General features: G+C 64.6%; 15 protein-coding genes and 1 tRNA gene. 7 read left to right on the forward strand and 9 right to left on the reverse strand.

Annotated elements, in window-relative coordinates:
• Window positions 1-42: 42 nt before the first annotated feature.
• Window positions 43-816, reverse strand: a complete 774-nt coding sequence (locus tag ACTU6U_RS06855) for a hypothetical protein (RefSeq protein ID WP_443468397.1) — start codon at window positions 814-816, stop codon at window positions 43-45.
• A 179-nt stretch (window positions 817-995) separates the two neighbouring features.
• Between ACTU6U_RS06855 and ACTU6U_RS06860 the strand changes: the two genes are divergently transcribed.
• Window positions 996-2,993 (forward strand): DUF262 domain-containing protein, encoded by a 1,998-nt coding sequence (locus tag ACTU6U_RS06860; protein ID WP_443468398.1) that lies wholly within the window; start codon window positions 996-998, stop codon window positions 2,991-2,993.
• Window positions 2,994-3,010: 17 nt separating this feature from the next.
• Window positions 3,011-3,253 (forward strand): hypothetical protein, encoded by a 243-nt coding sequence (locus tag ACTU6U_RS06865; RefSeq protein WP_443468399.1) that lies wholly within the window; start codon window positions 3,011-3,013, stop codon window positions 3,251-3,253.
• Window positions 3,254-3,263: 10 nt separating this feature from the next.
• Here the strand turns inward: ACTU6U_RS06865 and ACTU6U_RS06870 are convergent.
• A tRNA-Ile gene (locus ACTU6U_RS06870) sits at window positions 3,264-3,337 on the reverse strand.
• A gap of 14 nt (window positions 3,338-3,351) precedes the next feature.
• Window positions 3,352-3,891: a gamma carbonic anhydrase family protein gene (locus ACTU6U_RS06875; RefSeq protein WP_443468400.1), complete on the reverse strand. Its 540-nt coding sequence runs from the start codon at window positions 3,889-3,891 to the stop codon at window positions 3,352-3,354.
• Between the two features lie 139 nt (window positions 3,892-4,030).
• Here ACTU6U_RS06875 and ACTU6U_RS06880 point away from each other — a divergent pair, with 139 nt between their 5' ends.
• A complete protein-coding gene (locus ACTU6U_RS06880) occupies window positions 4,031-4,516 on the forward strand; it encodes a Dps family protein (RefSeq protein ID WP_443468401.1) in 486 nt (161 codons plus the stop codon).
• A 65-nt stretch (window positions 4,517-4,581) separates the two neighbouring features.
• Here ACTU6U_RS06880 and ACTU6U_RS06885 read toward each other — a convergent pair whose 3' ends face one another.
• The 6 genes from ACTU6U_RS06885 to ACTU6U_RS06910 are packed head-to-tail and all read right to left on the reverse strand — an operon-like array spanning window position 4,582 to window position 11,642.
• The gene (locus ACTU6U_RS06885; RefSeq protein ID WP_443468402.1) at window positions 4,582-6,699 is read right to left on the reverse strand and encodes an acyltransferase family protein; all 2,118 of its coding nucleotides are present in this window, start codon (window positions 6,697-6,699) and stop codon (window positions 4,582-4,584) included.
• A 54-nt stretch (window positions 6,700-6,753) separates the two neighbouring features.
• Window positions 6,754-8,232, reverse strand: a complete 1,479-nt coding sequence (locus tag ACTU6U_RS06890; RefSeq protein ID WP_443468403.1) for an amidohydrolase — start codon at window positions 8,230-8,232, stop codon at window positions 6,754-6,756.
• The gene (locus ACTU6U_RS06895; RefSeq protein ID WP_443468404.1) at window positions 8,229-8,894 is read right to left on the reverse strand and encodes an FMN-binding negative transcriptional regulator; all 666 of its coding nucleotides are present in this window, start codon (window positions 8,892-8,894) and stop codon (window positions 8,229-8,231) included. The genes ACTU6U_RS06890 and ACTU6U_RS06895 overlap by 4 nt, the downstream gene beginning before the upstream one ends.
• 29 nt (window positions 8,895-8,923) lie before the next feature.
• Window positions 8,924-9,922, reverse strand: a complete 999-nt coding sequence (locus ACTU6U_RS06900; RefSeq protein ID WP_443468405.1) for an Fpg/Nei family DNA glycosylase — start codon at window positions 9,920-9,922, stop codon at window positions 8,924-8,926.
• A gap of 1 nt (window position 9,923) precedes the next feature.
• Window positions 9,924-10,409 carry a ribose-5-phosphate isomerase gene (locus ACTU6U_RS06905; RefSeq protein ID WP_443468406.1) on the reverse strand — a complete coding sequence of 162 codons (486 nt, stop codon included), beginning with the start codon at window positions 10,407-10,409 and terminating at the stop codon, window positions 9,924-9,926.
• Between the two features lie 30 nt (window positions 10,410-10,439).
• Window positions 10,440-11,642 carry a ferrochelatase gene (locus ACTU6U_RS06910; protein WP_443468407.1) on the reverse strand — a complete coding sequence of 401 codons (1,203 nt, stop codon included), beginning with the start codon at window positions 11,640-11,642 and terminating at the stop codon, window positions 10,440-10,442.
• A 100-nt stretch (window positions 11,643-11,742) separates the two neighbouring features.
• Between ACTU6U_RS06910 and pepN the strand changes: the two genes are divergently transcribed.
• The 4 genes from pepN to ACTU6U_RS06930 are packed head-to-tail and all read left to right on the forward strand — an operon-like array spanning window position 11,743 to window position 17,513.
• Window positions 11,743-14,310, forward strand: coding sequence for an aminopeptidase N (gene pepN, locus ACTU6U_RS06915; protein WP_443468408.1), 2,568 nt, complete (start codon window positions 11,743-11,745; stop codon window positions 14,308-14,310).
• 16 nt (window positions 14,311-14,326) lie between these two features.
• Window positions 14,327-15,415: a mechanosensitive ion channel family protein gene (locus ACTU6U_RS06920; protein ID WP_443468409.1), complete on the forward strand. Its 1,089-nt coding sequence runs from the start codon at window positions 14,327-14,329 to the stop codon at window positions 15,413-15,415.
• Entirely contained in the window at window positions 15,412-15,858 is a 447-nt protein-coding gene (locus tag ACTU6U_RS06925) for a globin (RefSeq protein ID WP_443468410.1), read from the forward strand. Before ACTU6U_RS06920 ends, ACTU6U_RS06925 begins: the two co-directional genes overlap by 4 nt.
• Complete coding sequence (locus tag ACTU6U_RS06930) at window positions 15,855-17,513, forward strand: FAD-binding dehydrogenase (RefSeq protein WP_443468411.1); 1,659 nt, start codon at window positions 15,855-15,857, stop codon at window positions 17,511-17,513. The genes ACTU6U_RS06925 and ACTU6U_RS06930 overlap by 4 nt, the downstream gene beginning before the upstream one ends.
• Window positions 17,514-17,518: the final 5 nt, after the last annotated feature.

A 17,518-nucleotide genomic window follows, 5' to 3' on the forward strand; every position in this document is an offset into this window, starting at 1 on the left:
ACAAGAAATGCCCCGGCCGAAGCCGGGGCATTTCTTTGGGGCTCAGGCCTCGCTCATTGCGATCTTGGCCTGCTGCCCCTTGGCTGCGTAGTACGCCGCGCGGGCAGCATCCTTTCGCGCCTGCTCGGCGTAGCCGGCCTCGAGAACGTCCTGCGGGACTTCGTAGTTCTCGATGTCATCGGTGCCGTGGTACTTCTCGATGTAGGCATCGAGCTCAGGACCAGAGGTCCACGACGTGATCAGGTTGTAGCGCGGCTCAGAACCCGTGTGGGTTGCTGCGTGCCACAGACGCTGCGTGTCCACGATGAGCTGCGCGCCGGCCGGAAGAGCGATGCGCACCTCGCCTGCGGGGTCAGTGCGGTTCTCGCGGAGGACGAAGAAGCTGTCCTTGTCGTCGGTGAGGTTGAAGAAGCCGCGCACGACCCAGCCGGTTCCGTCCGGGTTCAGACGGTTGTTGTCGTCCTGGTGGAGGTTGTAGAGGCACTCGCCATACGGAGTCGGCTGCAGCTCGATGACGCGGCAGCGGCCAACGTTCGCACCGGGCTCCTGTGCGCGACGCGTGAGGATCGGGGCTTTTTCGGTCTGCGAGGGGATCCACACACCGTCTTTGTCGGTGCGCGGCGGCTTGTGGTTCCAGAAGCCGTTGCACTCGATCTCGCCCTTGGCGCTGGCCAGCGGCGCGAAGCGCGTGTCACCAGACGACTTCCAGTCGTTGTACTCGATGTCGAGCCATTCCCTGGGGTCGAGCGCCTGGTTGTAGCTGTCGAGGACGACGAATCCCTTTTCCTCGAGGGCAGCGGATTTGATGTATGCCATGATCTGAGCCAGATCCTCTCATCGGGGGCCAGCACGTTTTAACAGGCCCTGATAAGGCAAGCCTAACAGCGCGCCCTGCACCCGCCCCGGGACGCGGCCGTGAAAATCGCTCGCCCATTAGACTCGTAGCAGGCGGAAATTTCGGTGCCGCCCCCGTGTGAGGAGCAGAAGCGAACACCATGGCAATCGCCACGAACGTCGACGCCAAGGCTGTCAATACGATCGATTGGCTGTCGACTCCCGGCACCACGATTGTTGTTCCTGTCTATCAGCGGCAGTACCGGTGGGACATCGGCGGATGCGAGCGCCTCCTCGCCGACATCCGCGCCGTCACTGATGAGGACGACAGCCACCGGCACTTCATCGGGTCGATCCTCTCCGCCCAGGACTCGTCCGAAACCGATCTGATCCTCATCGACGGTCAGCAGCGCATCACGACGATCATGCTGCTGGTCGCAGCTCTCCACCACGCAGTGCGTGAAAGCGATCCGGTGATGGCCGCCGAGCTCGCGCGGGTGCTCGTCCGGGATGACGACGCGACGCGCACGAAGCTGCGCCCCCACGATGCGTGGGCTCATCTGTACGAGTCTGTCGTGCTGGACCATCCGGATGCTTCCGACCGCGAGTCGCGGTTCGATGACAACTACGCGTTCTTCCGCAGCCAGGTGCACGCTGACGAGGCGTCCTCGATCTGGCGCGGGCTTCAGCGGCTCGAGCACGTCTCGATCACTCTGGGTGCGGCGGCGAATGCACAGCAGATCTTCGAGAGCCTGAACTCCACCGGCGAGCCCCTGCGCGACCATGAATTGATCCACAACTACATCCTGATGGGGCTCACGCACGCCGAGCAGCTCGACGTCGAAGCTCGCTTCTGGCTGCCGATCGAGCGCCACACCGGCGAGATGATCGGAGCGTTCTGGCGCCATTTCTTGGTGATGACGACTGGCCGCGAGGTCACGGTCGACGGTGAGCACGGCGTCTACGCCGCATTCCGCCGGTCGTTCCCGAATGTCGATGCGCAGCACCTTCAGTCCGACGCTGAGACCTGGCGTCACTACGCCGAGATCTACGGCGTCCTGCTCGACCCCTCGGCAGAGAATGATGCCGAGGTTCGTCGACAGCTCGAATACCTCAACACTTTCGGCCGTGCGGCCTATCCACTCGCGATGAGCGCCTACAGCGATCATGCTCGTGGGCGCATTTCACGCACCGAATTCATCGAGACTCTCGAGTGGACGCAGGCGCTGTTCCTGCGCCGCGCTCTGGTGGGACTCCCGATCGAACGCCTCATCGCGCGGCTGTGCCGTGCGCGCTCCGAAGGACGCGAGTCGCTCATGCGAGCCTTCGCGCGGATCACTCCGTCTGACGAACGGGTGAGTGCCGTACTGAAGTACGTAGAGCTTCCGCACGCCGCGTACGTGCTCGGTCGTCTCGAGGATGTCAGCAACCCGCGCGACTACGACATCGAGCACATCGTGCCGCTGATGCCGAGCGAAACCTGGTCTGGTGACGGCACGAGGCCATGGAGCGAGTACTCCGAGGACAAGCAGAACAGCCACCGCGCGCTCGCCCCCACGCTCGGAAACCTCACGCTACTCGAAGCGCCGCTCACAGAACGCGTGTTCGGCGCGCCCTTCCCCGACAAGCAGACGCAGGCGTACGCGCGAAGCGATGTTGCTGAGACCAGGATGCTCGCCGAACTGCCGGTCTGGAACACCGCCGCGATCACCACGCGTACTGTGCGCCTTGCAGCATCCCTCCTGCAGATCTGGGCCCGTCCTGCGCTCCCCGAGATCGACGATGACGGACTGACTCCTGTGCTCGATGCGGTGCGTCGCCGCGGCTGGCCCGTGGGCTGGGATCGCGAGTTCGACTATGTCGAGTACCGCGGGGAGCACTGGGAGGTCAAGGACGTCCGCGCGCTGTTCAACCGCGTCTTTCGCCGGGCATGGACAGATGATCGCCCTGCAGCACTCGCCTACTGCGCCGCCCACGGCGGACCGATCTACTCGGAGATGGCGTGGAAGGGCCAGTGGGATGCGCTGGACCAGGACAACTTCCTGTATATGGGATGGGACTCCAACTACATGATGAACGCTGTGCAGGGTGTCCTGGCCGAATCCGGCATCTCTGCGGAAGTGTTCGTGAAGTACTCGTACATCGGGAATGTGATGTGATGCGGCAGAATGCTCCTGTGGACCTGAGATTCGACGAGCTGACCCTCGGGTGGAGTGAAGACTCCCCCGTGGAATGCGAATGCGACCACGGCGATGAAGAGGCGTACGCTCCGTGCGGTCGTCGTGCGAAGTGGCGCGTGACGATCGATTGCACGTGCGGCGAGGATCACCCGCGCACGGTCGAGCTTCTGTGCACCAAGTGCCTGCGCACCGCCCGGAAGGACCTCGGCAACGAGGCCATCACGGCACGTCCGCTCTAGCGGATCACGGTAGGGCGGGCGGGACTTGAACCCGCGATCGTTGGGTTATGAGCCCACTGCCTTCACCAGCTTGGCCACCGCCCCGTAGGCCTTCAACTCTATCGGAGCGATGCGGCATCCTCGTGCGTCTTCAGATGCTGGTGGTAGATCTCTGCGTTACGAATGAGGTCCGCGCGCTCCTGATCGTCAAGGGCACGCCGCACCTTCGCAGGCACACCTGCCACCAGCGAGCCGTCGGGAATCTCTGTTCCGCCGAGAACGACGGCGCCGCCAGCGATCAGGCAACCCTTGCCGATCACCGCGCCGCTGAGAATCACCGAGCCCATGCCGATCAGTGATCCATCGCCGATCGTGCAGCCGTGGACGACAGCGTTGTGCCCGATCGAGACGTTCGCTCCGATGAGCACGCTGTGCCCACTGTCGACGTGGACCGACACATTGTCCTGCACGTTGCTGCCCTTGCCCAGCACGATTCCCGCAGAATCCCCGCGGAGAACCGCGTTGTACCAGACGCTCGAACCCGACTGCAGAACGACCTCGCCGATGACGCGCGCACCATCGGCGATGAATGCGTCATCGGAGATCTTCGGAGTCTTGCCTGCAAGGGCGAGGACGGATGCAGAAGACGAGATGCTCATGAGGTGAGACTATCCTGACTTCCGCATGATTCCGCGGATATTCAGCCTGATAAGCCCAGCCTCAGCTTGCTTGCGGAATGTTCGATGCTGAGTAGCGTTGTACTCGACAGGCACCGAAAGCCGTTCTGGAGGAAGAAAAATGAGCAAATCGCAGACCGTTTCCACCACCGCGAGCGACCCGACCGTTGCCGCAGCCACCGCACAGTTCCTCTCCCCCGTCGTCCTGGGTCTTCAGGCACTGACGATCAGCGGAAAGCAGGCGCACTGGCACGTGCGCGGTGCGAACTTCGTCGGTGTGCACGAACTCTTCGACGCAATCGTCGCGAACGCCGGCGCCTTCGCCGATTCGGCCGCGGAGCGCATCGTCGCTCTCGGACTCCCCATCGATGCACGCGTGAAGGCTGTTGCGGAGAAGGGCGCAGCCTCTGACGTCCCTGCGGGATTCGCGCAGTCGCGCGATCTCATCCGCAACGTGATCGCCGACATCGACGCAATCCTCGTCGACACCAAGGCCGCGATCGACGGACTCGATGAAGTCGACCTCACGAGCCAGGACGTCGCAATCGAGATCATGCGTGGTCTTGAGAAGGACCGCTGGTTCCTGCTCGCGCACATCGCCGAGTAAGACACTCAGACACGACGAAGGGCGCCGGGGTCATCCCGGCGCCCTTCGTCGTGCGTGCGACAGAATCAGCCGACGCCGCTGGTGATCGCGTTCTGCAGCGCTTCGGTGATCTGAGGTGTCAGCGTGTTGGCGAAGGTCACCGTCAGATGATCCTGATCGCGGTAGGCGTTCGCTCCGCCGATCACCGGGAAGCAGGTGTCGGCGTCGCAGTACACGTCAGTGAAGTCGAGCAGTGTCACCCCGGAAACACCCTCCGCAGCTTCCTGAATCGCATCGTTTTCCGGCAGTCGCTCGGAGCGCGGGCTCACACATTCGGACGCATCGCGTGTACGCAGGCACTTGTTCGGGTCGGTCTCCCACCCCGGGTTGTCCACCACAGTCACGACGGGGATGCCTCGGTCCGTCATCGTCGACCACGCGTCACGGTACCCCGCAACTGCAGCATCGAAGGACGAGTCGTATCCAGCCGAGGCGTACGGAGTGTTCGAGATCGCAGAGGTGAAGACGACATCGAACTCGTTGTCGGCCAGCGCAGCCGAGATGCCCTCTCGCCAGTCGGTGCAGGCCTCGCCGAATGATCCGGCTGTGGCAAGAGGCGTGGTGTTCCACGGGCACGCGCCCTTGAAATACGTCGTCAGGTTCCAGCCTTCTCGATCGGCGATCGCCGCGAACGTCGCGAGGTACTGGTACGCGTGGCTGTCTCCGACCAGGGCGACGCGCGGAGCGTCCGGGGCATCAGAGCCGAAATCGCACGAGACCGGGCGCGAGTCGTTCAGCTGAATGAAGCACTGCGGCTCGTCAGGACTGTCCGCGCCGGCGAATCCGGGGGCGGGGAGGATGGTGTCGGGCGCCTGGCCTGCACACGCCTCCTCGAGAATGCTCGCCGCTCCGAAGCAGGCCGGCGGGTTCTCACGCACGTCTTGGATCGCCTGAACACCCTGCTGGTACGCCGGCGCATTCGCGGCCCATCCGCCAAGAGCTGTGGCGGCGACCAGGACCATCGCGCCCAACGACGCCCACAGCGTCACCCGCGGTCGACGTGAGGTCAACGGCTTCCACGCCCTCATCGGGTCTTCGACGAACTTCTTCGTCAGCCACGCGAGGATGAAGCAGATGCACAGCAGCGCCACGCGGTGGTAGATCGTGAGTCCCCAGAACGGCACCGACGGTGCGATGACGATCAGCGGCCAGTGCCAGAGGTAGAGGCTGTACGAGATGTCACCGGTGAACCGCATCGGACGGATCGACAGGAGTCGGGTCGGATACCACCAGCGCTCGGTGTTGGACGCTGCGATGATCGCCGCGGCCCCCAGCGTCGGCAGGAGCGCCATGTAGCCGGGGAACACGGTCTCGCGGCCGAAGGACACCGCGGTGTAGAGCAGCACCAGGATGCCCGCCCAGCCGAGCAGGAAGCTCAGCGCGGCATTGCTCACACGCAGCCTTGGAACCAGAGCGATGAGTGCACCGACGCCGAACTGCCACATTCGGCCGAACGTCACGAAGTACGCGGGTGCGGGGTCGGTCATCGTGTAGACGACGCAGAAGATGAATGAGGCGACCGAGACGATGCCGATCGCAATGGCCGCGGCGCGCAGGCGCGATCCACGGAACCACTTCACGGCGACCCATGCCGCAAGCAGCATGAGCAGCGGCCAGATGACGTAGAACTGCTCTTCGAGCGACAGCGACCAGTAGTGCTGCACGGTGGTCGGATCGCCCGCGAGAGCGAGATAGTCAGCAGAGTTGAAGGCGAGATACCAGTTCTCGACATAGAACGTGGCGGCGATGATCTCACGCATCTCCGCGGGCAGAGCCGAGGTCGGTGTGAGGAAGGGCAGCGCCGAGACGATCGCGCAGAACAGCAGCACGAGCAGCGATGCCGGCAGGAGTCGCCGTGCGCGTCGGGCCCAGAACTGACCAAGATTCACGCGCCCCGTCGACGACAGCTCGCGAGCGAGGTGTCCCGTGATCAGGAAGCCGGAGATCACGAAGAAGATGTCGACACCGACGTAGCCGCCGCTCAGGCGACCCGGCCAGAAGTGATACAGCACCACGAAGAGGACGGCGATCGCACGCAGTCCCTGCACGTGCGGAATGAATCGTGTGGCAGTGGCGTGCTCCGGTGACCGCTCACGGCGCAATTGGGCGCGAGAAGGCAAGGGAGTCTCTGGGGCAGATGTCACCTTATGACGGTACCTTCTGTGCCGCCGAAGCCGTGAACCCACACCGACTGCGGGTCACTCCAGGTGCGTCACACGTCCGTCGAGCAGCGTAGCGAGAACAGGCATCCGACGCAGAGTCGCAGCTGAAGTCGTACGCGGGTCGGCCGAGCAGATGACGAGATCTGCGCGGTCCCCCGGACGCACCTCGCTTCGGACGCTCGCCGAAAGTGCTTCGTCGACGCTCAACCGCTCTTCGGGATGCCAGGGAGCATGGTCGCCATCTGTGCGGTGCACGGCGGCCGAGATCGCCTGCCACGGGTCAAGCGGTGCCACCGGAGCATCCGACCCCAGCCGAAGCTCGACGCCTGCGCGCGCGAGAGCGGCCATCGGGTAGCCCACTGCGGTCTGATCCGCCCAGTATCCGTCGACGAGATCTCGGTCATCCAGAGCGTGCTGAGGCTGAATGCTCGCGGCAAGACCGAGGCGCGCGATACGGGCGATGTCAGCATGACGCACGAGCTGCGCGTGCTCGATCGTTCCGCGTGCACCCGTCACCGTCACCGCATCCAGAGCGAACGATACCGCCCGATCGCCGATCGCGTGCACCGCTGCGGCGAAGCCCGCCCCCGTCGACCGGGTCAGCAGCTGAATGAGTTCGGACGGCGAGACGTTGAGGACTCCGCGATCGGACTCATCACCGGGGTAAGCATGCGTGCATGCTGCCGTGCGCGTGCCGAGGGATCCATCGGTGATGACCTTCAGCGCGCCGACGTGCACGAGCCCATTTGTCCCGTCGAGCGAGTCTCCCGTGCGCAGCCCCGCCGCAATGGCGCGCTCCAGGTCCGCGGGGTAGACGGCGAACTCGATGCGCTGAGAGCGGAAGCCGGAGTCGGCCCGTCTCACCCAGGCGTCAGCGTTCCAGGCCATGTCGAAATCGACGATTCCCGTCACGCCGCGTGCTGCCGCCGCGCGTCCCGCCGTCTTCACTGCGGCGTCACTGTGCAGCGGCTCTACCGCGTTCAGGCGTTTCGAGATCTCGAAAGCATCCTCTTCGCGGAGCACTCCATCCGGCGTGACGAATCCTTCACGTCGGAGGGCAGCGGAGTTCAACCAGGCGCTGTGCACATCCGCGTTGATCAGGTACGTCGGAACGTCGCCGGTCGCAGCATCCAGAATCTCGACCGATGGCGAATCACCCCAGAGCGCGTCGCGAAATCCGGTGCCGATACGACGGCCGTCGACGAAATACGCGGATGCCGCCATCAGTGCTGCTGCTTCCCGCGCGGATGTTGCATCGTGGAGCGCGACCCGCTCGGATACCAGCGCCCACTGGACTGTATGGACGTGGCTGTCCCACAGCCCCGGCACGACCCACGCACCATGCGCATCGATCGCCTGGCCCCGGACCGGCAGAGCACCCGAAGGGGCGATATCGACGATCTGACCCGCATCGATGTGGATGTCGACCGGCTCGTCATCCATGAGGTACTCACGACCGGGGCCGGCGATCCTCACCTGGCGGATCGCCGCCACACTCTCATCGATCGACGTCACGTGCGTGGCGCCTCGGCACCTCGTGCGGCCAGCCGTGCGTCATGCGCGCGCTGCATCTCGGCGACGAGTGCCGGGTTCGGGTAAGCCTCGTCCCCGGAGAGCTCGAGGATCACGTTCTCGATGATGTCATCGGACTTGTTCTGGCTCAGCTTGCGCTTGGCCGTCACGCGCGTCGGCGTCAGACGGAAGCCGGTCGTCCCCGCCTCGAGGCGCGAGATGAATGCCGTATCGTTCGGCGGCGTCCACATCCCGCGTGGCGAAGGAAAGCGGCGCTCGAAGTGCTCGACGAGGTCATCGAGCACTTTCAGATTCGCCTGAGTACCAAGGATCTCGGGGACCCCCGAGAGATGCACCGCGATGTAGTTCCACGTCGGAACCGCGGGGACATCGCCGTACCACCCCGGGGAGATGTACCCGTGCGGGCCCTGGAAGATCATCAGCAGCTCCTGCTTGGGCTCCCCGAGGCCCAGCACGAGGTCGTCAGGGCGGCCGACATGGCCGACGACCGTGAGGTCGTCACGATCCGGATCCAGCAGGATCGGATAGTGCGATGCGGTCATTCCGTTGGCATCGCGTCCGACCAGTGTCGCCCACGGATTGCCCGCGATCACGCGACGCAACTCGGCGATATCGGTCATCGCAAAACTCGGGTTCTGGCGCATGATCTCAGCCTAAGGCCGGTACCCCGTCATCACGCCTGACATTTCGGGCACCAGTACAGCTTGCGTGCACCGATCTCTTCCAGGACGATCTCGGTGCCGCAGGTACGACACGGTAGTCCCGCACGGTGGTAGACCCAGTGCCGATCATCGCGACTCGCCATCGCGGCACGGTAGTCGTCGGGTGACAGATCATCCATCGTCATCATCTGCCCGGTCTCGACCCCGATCGGCAGCAGACGGGCCCAGTCGCGCCAGAGTTCCCGCACGATCTCCTCCGGCACGTCCTTGCCACGCGTGTGCGGGTTGAGCCGCGCCCGGTAGAGCATCTCGGCACGGTACACGTTTCCGATGCCGCTGACGACGGACTGATCCATGAGCAGCAGCGCGATCGCCGTGCCCTTCTTGCGTACGACGCGGACGAAGCGCTCCTCGTTCTCCGCGGGATCCCCGACCAGCGGATCAGGCCCGAGCTTGGCAACCGTGGCGAGCATCTCGTTCGGTGTCTGCAGCACGCACGCAGTGGGTCCGCGCAGGTCTGCGACGGTGATATCGGTCATGAGACGAAGGCGCACCTGCCCCACGATCGGTGGCGGCCATTGCGCTCCCTCGTCGGCGAGGCCCTTGGTCTGCTCCGACATGCGCACGTGCACGCGTGCACGACGCGGTGCGCCGATCGATGCCAGCGAGTTCTCTCCGGCATCATCGAGGATCGGCGCATCCAGATCGGTGCCGCGCTGGTTGGTCTGTCCCATCCGGCCGTTCGCCGAGGCAATGGTCGGATCCAGCAGAATCTCACCGGCGAAATCCCATGCGCCGTACAGACCGAGGTGGACGCGCAGCCACAGGTCACCTTCGGCCTCGAGGAACATCTGCTTGCCGACGGCTTTGACGCCGATGGCCTCACGGCCGTTCAGTACCTCGGCGCCCTCGACGAAGCGGCCCTGCGGGCTGGACGCATGCAGAGTCTTGCCGATGAAGTTGCGTTCGAACTGCCGGGCGATCCGGTGTACGGAGTGTCCCTCAGGCACGTCAGACCCTGGGGTCGGGGAGGAGCGTACCGTCGCGCTCGAAGTCAGCGATCTGACCGATGCGACGGACGTGCCGTTCTTCATCGGAGAAGGGGGTCTCGATGAAGCGCTCGATGAACGCGACGACCTCTTCGAACGTATGCTGGCGCGCACCGATCGAGATCACATTCGCATCGTTGTGCTGGCGGGCGAGCTCTGCAGTGGACAGGTTCCACACAAGAGCTGCTCTGATGCCCTGCACCTTGTTCGCTGCGATCTGCTCGCCGTTACCTGAGCCACCGAAGACGATGCCCAGTGTGTCGATGCCCTTCGCCTGGTCCGCCACGACAGCCTGCGCCGCACGGATGCAGAATGCCGGGTAGTCGTCGAGAGCGTCGTACTCGACTGGACCGTGGTCGATGACTTCGTGTCCGAGAGCGCTCAGGTGGTTCTGGAGCTGCGTGGAGAACTCGAGCCCCGCGTGATCTGTGGCGATGTGGATGCGCATGGTCACCATCCTAGAAGCGTCGCACGTCGGTCATGGCGCTATCCCGGCAGCGGCCGGTTTGAACCCGAGTCTGACGTTCTCGCAGTCCCCAGGTCGCGACACGTCGTACCAAGGACCGAGGTCGGTCACATGCGGACGATCATCGGCCGGCGTGCCCTCGATGCGCTCGATCACCAGATCGATAAGGCCAGCGACGAATGCCGGATGGATGCCGGGGGTCGGCGTGCGCACTGCGGGGAGCCCCGCCTCCTGTGCCGACTCCATCGCCTCGGTGTCGAGATCCCAGAGAACCTCCATGTGGTCGCTGACGAATCCGAGCGGCACGATGATGACAGCCTTCGCACCGGCAGCCGGCAGCTGTGCGATCACGTCGTTGATGTCCGGCTCGAGCCAGGGCTGGGTGGGTGGGCCCGAGCGAGACTGGAACACCAGCTGCCACGGCACCGTTGCGCCGCCGGTCACGGCGCCGAGCTTCTCAATGATGTGCTCGGCAACCGCGCGGTGCTGCGCACCGTACGCGCCGCCCTCTCCCCAATCGACATCACGCGGACCGGAACGCTCGGCGTCTGCGATGGGGATCGAGTGCGTCGAGAAGAGCACATGAATGTCGGATGCCGCGATGCCCTGGCCCAGGAACTGCCGCACCGCAGCATCCACACCCTCTTGGAAAGGTGCGACGAAACCGGGGTGGTCGAAGAACAGTCTGATCTTGTCGGCTGTGACGCGTTCCTCGAGGCCGGCTTCGGTGATCGCGCGAGCGATGTCCTCGCGATACTGGCGATCGCTGGAATAGGAGCTGTAGGCGCTCGTCGCCAAGACGAGCAGGGTGCGGTGTCCGTCGTCGGCGGCTGCCGTGAACGCATCCGGCAGGTAGGGGTCCCAGTTGCGGTTGCCCCAGTAGACCGGCAGGTCCATGCCGCGCGAGGCGAGCTCTGCCTCGAGAGCCGCCTTCAACTCGCGGTTCTGCCCGTTGATCGGGCTCACACCCCCGAAATGCCGGTAGTGATGTGCGACCTCTTCGAGGCGTTCGTCGGGGATGCCGCGCCCACGCGTCACATTCCGCAGGAACGGGATGACATCATCCTGCCCCTCTGGGCCTCCGAAGCTCGCCAGGATGAGCGCGTCATACGCTACCGGCGTCTCGATGTACTCGGCTCCGCTGGCAGCGGCAGAAGAGGCGAACGGAACAATGATCTGGTCACTCGTGGTCACGGTTCCATCTTTCCATCTCATCGCGATGCATCAGCTGGGTCCTGGCGTAGGCTGTCATGGTTGCCTTCCGCGCCAGCCGCGTCGGATCTAAGCGATACCCCGAACCCCTGGGAGAAAAGCTGTGCCTGGAGAGAACCTCACCCGCATCGAAGCGCAGGAGCGCCGTGCCCTCATCGACACGCAGTCGTACGAGGTCTCACTCGACCTGACGAAGGGCGCCGAGGTCTTCGGATCTCGAAGCGTCGTGCGCTTCACCGCGACGCCGGGCAGCTTCACCTTCATCGATCTGATCGCGCGCGACGTACGCGAGATCTCCCTCAACGGAGAGCAGCTGGACCCTGTCGAGGTCTTCGCCGACTCTCGCATCGCCCTGACGGGCCTGCAGGAGGAGAACGTCCTCGTCGTCGATGCGGACTGCCTCTACACGAACACGGGTGAAGGTCTGCATCGCTTCGTCGACCCGGTCGACGAAGAGGTCTACCTGTACTCGCAGTTCGAGGTGCCCGATTCGCGTCGCGTCTTCGCGGTGTTCGAGCAGCCCGATCTGAAGGCCACCTTCCAGTTCACCGTCACCGCGCCAGACTCGTGGAAGGTCGTCTCCAACTCCCCCACGCCCGAGCCGATCAACCACGATGAGAGCAGCACGGCGACGTGGGGCTTCGAGCCCACCCCGCGCATCTCCTCGTACATCACCGCGCTTGTGGCAGGTCCGTACGAGTCGACGTTCTCCGAGCTGACCAGCGCGGATGGACGAGTGATCCCGCTCGGCGTCTATGCGCGCAAGAGCCTGTGGGCACACCTCGATGCTGACTACATCTTCGACAAGACCCGCGAGGGCTTCGCTTATTACGAGCAGAAGTTCGGCGTGCCGTACCCGTTCGCGAAGTACGACCAGCTGTTCGTGCCGGAGTTCAACGCCGGAGCGATGGAGAACGCGGGCGCGGTCACCTTCACCGAGACCTATGTGTTCCGCAGCAAGGTGACAGACGCCGTCAAGGAGCGTCGTGTCGTCACGATCCTCCATGAGCTCGCGCACATGTGGTTCGGCGATCTCGTCACCATGAAGTGGTGGAACGATCTCTGGTTGAACGAGTCGTTCGCTGAATGGGCATCGACCATCGCGACCGCCGAGGCAACGGAGTGGACCGAGGCATGGACCACGTTCAACGCCATGGAGAAGACCTGGGCATACCGCCAGGACCAGCTCCCCTCCACGCACCCGATCATGGCCGAGATCAATGATCTCGAAGACGTGCAGGTGAACTTCGATGGCATCACCTACGCCAAGGGCGGATCGGTGCTCAAGCAGCTTGCTGCCTGGGTCGGAATCGATGCCTTCTTCGCTGGCGTCGGCCAGTACTTCCAGAAGCACGCCTGGGGGAACACCGAGCTGAGTGATCTGCTCACCGAGCTCGAGGCGAGCAGCGGTCGTGACCTCAGCACCTGGTCGAAGAAGTGGCTGGAGACAGCAGGAGTCAACACGCTCTCCCCCGTCATCGCTGAAGACGTCGACGGTCTCATCACACGATTCGCCATCACCCAGACGGCTCCTGCGGACTATCCGACCATCCGCCCGCACCGTCTCGGCATCGGCTTCTACAACCTCGAGGACGGCACTCTCACGCGCTCGCACTACGTCGAGATCGATGTGGACGGCGACCGCACAGAGGTGCCGGAGCTCCAGGGACAGAAGCGGCCTGATCTCGTGCTGCTCAACGACAACGACCTCGCCTACGCGAAGATCCGCCTCGACGAGCGGTCGCTCGCTACGGCTATCGCACACCTCGGCGACATCTCCGACCCGCTCGCTCGCTCGCTCATCTGGGGCGCTGCGTGGGATCAGACGCGCGACGCAGAGAGCGCAGCATCCGACTACATCGACCTCGTGCTCGGGAACATCGGTCGCGAGACAGAGTCGACCACGATCCGCACGACGCTGGCGCAGCTGCGCACCGCCGCAACGCTCTATGTCACCCCTGCACAGCGCGACGCAACTCGCCTGAAGATCGCAGATGCGCTGTGGGACCTCGCGCACAGCGCCCCGGCCGGCGGTGACAGCCAGCTGCAGTTCGTCACCGCTTTCGCCTCATCGCTCGTCAATTCCGAGCATGCGGGGATCATCGGTCGTCTCCGCTCCGGCGAAGAGGCCCTCCCCGGCCTCGAGATCGATGCTGACCTTTCGTGGCAGCTGCTGGTGGGACTCGCATCGATCGGCGCGACCGATGCCGCATCGATCGCTGCTGCTCTCGCTGCGGACAACACGTCGAAGGGCGCGGAGTTCGCCGCCCAGGCTCGTGCCGCACTGCCGACGATCGAAGACAAGCGCGCAGCCTGGGCATCGCTCATCGACAACGCCGATCTGCCGAACACGATCGTGCGCTCGGCTGCAGCCGGTTTCGTCCACCCGAACAGCGTGGGTGTGCTCGGAGAGTTCGTGCAGAGCTACTTCGACATGCTCATCGACGTCTGGGACTCGCGGACCTATCAGATCGCGAACTATCTCATCGTCGGGCTCTATCCCACCGCTCTCGGCAGCGTCGAGCTGCGTGATGCCACCCGGGCATGGCTCGCCGACAACAAGGATGCGGCTCCCGCCCTGCGCCGCCTGGTCGGTGAGGAGCTTGCCGATGTCGAGCGTGCCCTCTACGCGCAGTCGCGCGATGGCGAGGAGCCTGAAGCGCACATCTGATCGATAGGATCGGGGGGTGCCGTTCATTCCATTCGATGCACCCCCTCAGCCACCGCCCGTCCTCAATGACCTGGCCGCGCTGTGGGTCTCGTTCATGCACTGGCTGCTCGAAGCAGGGCAGAACATCCTGAAGGTCGTCCTGATCATTGCGATCTGCATCGGCATCGCGTTCGTGCTGCGCCTGGTCATCCGGCGTGTCGTCACTCGCATCGTCAGCAGCGCGAAGCTGAAGGCGAACGTGGATGACACGCAGGCCTTCGAGCGCTCACCTCTCGCTGATATGCGCCTCGTGCAGCGTACCCGCACGCTCGGCAGCATCCTGCAGAACATCGTCAATGTCGCCGTCGCGATCGTGGCGCTCGTGCTCATCACGAACCTGCTCGCACCCAACCTGGTCGGATCTCTCACGCTGCTGACCGCAGCGATCGGCGCGGGGCTCGGATTCGGTGCCCAGAACATCGTCAAGGATGTGCTCAACGGTCTCTTCATCGTCGCCGAGGACCAGATCGGCATCGGCGACATGGTCGACATGGGCCTGGCATCCGGAGTGGTCGAGTATGTCGCCGTGCGCATCACGCACGTTCGCGATGTCAACGGCACGCTCTGGTACGTGCGCAATGGCGAAGTCACCCGCATTGGCAATATGTCGCAGGGCTGGGCACGCGCCATCATCGACATCGGCGTGCCTGCCGACGCCGACCTGTCGCAGGTGGAAGCCGCACTCCTCGAGGCAGCGCAGGGCCTCGCGAAGGATCCGAAGTGGCGCACCCGCATCCTCGAACGGCCCGAGGTGTGGGGCTTGGAATCGATCACCGGCGAAGCGCTCGTCGTCCGTGTCGTGATGAAGACACGTGCCACGGCGATGGATGACGCCGCCCAGGAACTGCGCATGCGTCTGAAGAGCGCGATCGAGGCGCTCGATCTCCAGATCCCCTCGTTGGAATCTGTCGTGCCGAACGGCTCCGAGGGCGCCCGCCGAGTTCGCGGCGCGAACCCTCCGAAGACCAGACCCAACGCTGTCACAGGTGTTCCCGCACCCGCACGCGGCATCTGGCGCAAGAAGAGCCCGAAGCAGGCACCCGAACCACCAGAGAAGGACAGATGACGTTCTACGACGAGATCGGCGGCTACGACACGATCGAGCGGATCGTCGACGGCTTCTACCGCGAAGTCGCTCTCGACCCTGTGCTGAAGCCGATGTACCCCGAAGAGGACCTCGGTCCTGCTGCTGAGCGATTCACGATGTTCCTCGCGCAGTACTGGGGCGGACCGACCACCTACAGCGAGAAGCGCGGCCATCCGCGTCTGCGCCTGCGCCACCAGCCTTTCCGCATCGATCCCGACGCACGCGATCGCTGGTTGCGGTGCATGCGCACCTCTCTCGATGAGATCCAGCTGTCCCCCCTCCACGACGCCACGTTCTGGGACTACCTCGAGCGCGCCGCATATGCCATGGTGAATACGCTGCCTTCGGCTGCGACGAGCCCGGGAACGCGCACCATGCTCGCCCCGCGCAGCACCAGTGAGGATTCAACGGAGAACACATGACACCCACGCCCCTGTCCGCAGATGTCCTGGTCATCGGATGGGGTCTGGCAGGCCTCGTCGCCGCTTCAGAGGCGGCAGCGGCGGGTCGCCGTGTGATCATCGTCGATCAGGAGCCACGCTCGAACCTCGGCGGTCAGGCATGGTGGTCGTTCGGCGGACTGTTCTTCATCGACTCGCCGGAGCAACGGCGGATGGGGATCAAGGATTCGCTCGAACTCGCGTCGCAGGACTGGTTCGGCAACGCCGGCTTCGACCGTGTCGAGGATGAGTGGCCGCGCCGGTGGGCCGAGGCATACCTGCAGTTCGCCGCGGGAGAGAAACGCGCCTGGCTGCGCGAACGAGGCGTCGGCTTCTTCCCCGTCGTCGGCTGGGCAGAACGCGGCGGCTACGGCGCGATCGGCCCTGGCAACTCCGTGCCCCGATTCCACATCACATGGGGTACGGGCCCTGGGATCGTCGCCCCGTTCGATGAGGCCGTTCACCGCGCCGAAGATGCGGGAACGGTGACGATCCTCCCCCGCCACCGGGTGACCGAGCTCCTCACCGCGGATGGCGCAATCGTCGGTGCACGCGGCGATGTGCTCACCGACAGCGCAGCCGAGCGTGGTGTCTCCTCCTCGCGCGAGGTCATCGGCGACTTCGAGATCTCCGCTGGAGCGACGATCCTCTCCTCAGGCGGGATCGGCGGAAACCATGACCTCGTGCGCGCTTCCTGGCCCGCCCGTCTCGGCACGCCCCCTGCACACATGCTCTCCGGCGTCCCCGCATACGTGGACGGCTCGATGCATGCCGTCGCAGAGACCGCAGGCGCTCATCTGATCAACGGGGATCGGATGTGGCACTACGTCGAGGGCATTCAGAACTGGGATTCGGTGTGGCCCATGCACGGCATCCGCATCCTCCCCGGACCGTCCTCGCTGTGGCTCGATGCGACCGGCAAGCGGCTCCCTGTGCCGTTGTTCCCTGGTTTCGACACGCTCGGCACGCTCGAGCATCTGCGGACAACAGGGCATGACCACTCCTGGTTCATCACGACCCGCCAGATCATCGAGAAGGAGTTCGCGCTCTCCGGCAGCGAGCAGAACCCTGATCTCACCGGAAAGGACATCGGCCTACTGCTGAGATCCCGTCTGGCGAAGGGCCCGACCGGACCGGTGCAGTCGTTCCTCGATGAGGGAGCCGACTTCATCGTCGAAGACGATCTGGAATCGCTCCTCGAGCAGATGCGCGCGCACCCTGGCGGCGATGTGCTGGATATCGAGCACGTCCGCCGCGAGGTCACCGCTCGCGACCGCGAGATCGATAATGATTTCTCCAAGGACGCACAGATCGGGATGCTGCGCTCCATGCGCTCTTATCGCGGGGACAAGCTCATCCGCACAGCGGCGCCGCACAGGCTGCAGGACCGCTCTGCGGGGCCGATGGTGGCCGTCAAGCTGCACGTGCTGACTCGGAAATCTCTCGGCGGAATCAAGACGGATCTGGACGGACGCGCTCTCGATGCTGCCGGCGCTGTCATCCCTGGGCTCTTCGCGGCCGGTGAGGCCAGCGGGTTCGGTGGCGGCGGAGTGCACGGCTACCGGGCCTTGGAAGGAACGTTCCTCGGCGGCTGCCTGTTCTCCGGTCGACAGGCCGGACGTGCTGCGGCACGCTGACCCTG

The organism is Microbacterium zouquanmingi (genome assembly GCF_052266695.1).
Lineage (GTDB): Bacteria > Actinomycetota > Actinomycetes > Actinomycetales > Microbacteriaceae > Microbacterium.

Excerpts from the sequence above, each read along its gene's own strand:
- ACTU6U_RS06925 (WP_443468410.1), top strand. The coding sequence starts at position 15,412 with ATGACGTTCTACGACGAGATCGGCGGCTACGACACGATCGAGCGGATC.
- ACTU6U_RS06860 (WP_443468398.1), top strand. The coding sequence starts at position 996 with ATGGCAATCGCCACGAACGTCGACGCCAAGGCTGTCAATACGATCGAT.
- ACTU6U_RS06875 (WP_443468400.1), bottom strand. The coding sequence starts at position 3,891 with ATGAGCATCTCGTCTTCTGCATCCGTCCTCGCCCTTGCAGGCAAGACT.
- ACTU6U_RS06895 (WP_443468404.1), bottom strand. The coding sequence starts at position 8,894 with ATGCGCCAGAACCCGAGTTTTGCGATGACCGATATCGCCGAGTTGCGT.
- ACTU6U_RS06910 (WP_443468407.1), bottom strand. The coding sequence starts at position 11,642 with ATGAGATGGAAAGATGGAACCGTGACCACGAGTGACCAGATCATTGTT.
- ACTU6U_RS06930 (WP_443468411.1), top strand. The coding sequence starts at position 15,855 with ATGACACCCACGCCCCTGTCCGCAGATGTCCTGGTCATCGGATGGGGT.
- ACTU6U_RS06880 (WP_443468401.1), top strand. The coding sequence starts at position 4,031 with ATGAGCAAATCGCAGACCGTTTCCACCACCGCGAGCGACCCGACCGTT.
- ACTU6U_RS06855 (WP_443468397.1), bottom strand. The coding sequence starts at position 816 with ATGGCATACATCAAATCCGCTGCCCTCGAGGAAAAGGGATTCGTCGTC.
- ACTU6U_RS06905 (WP_443468406.1), bottom strand. The coding sequence starts at position 10,409 with ATGCGCATCCACATCGCCACAGATCACGCGGGGCTCGAGTTCTCCACG.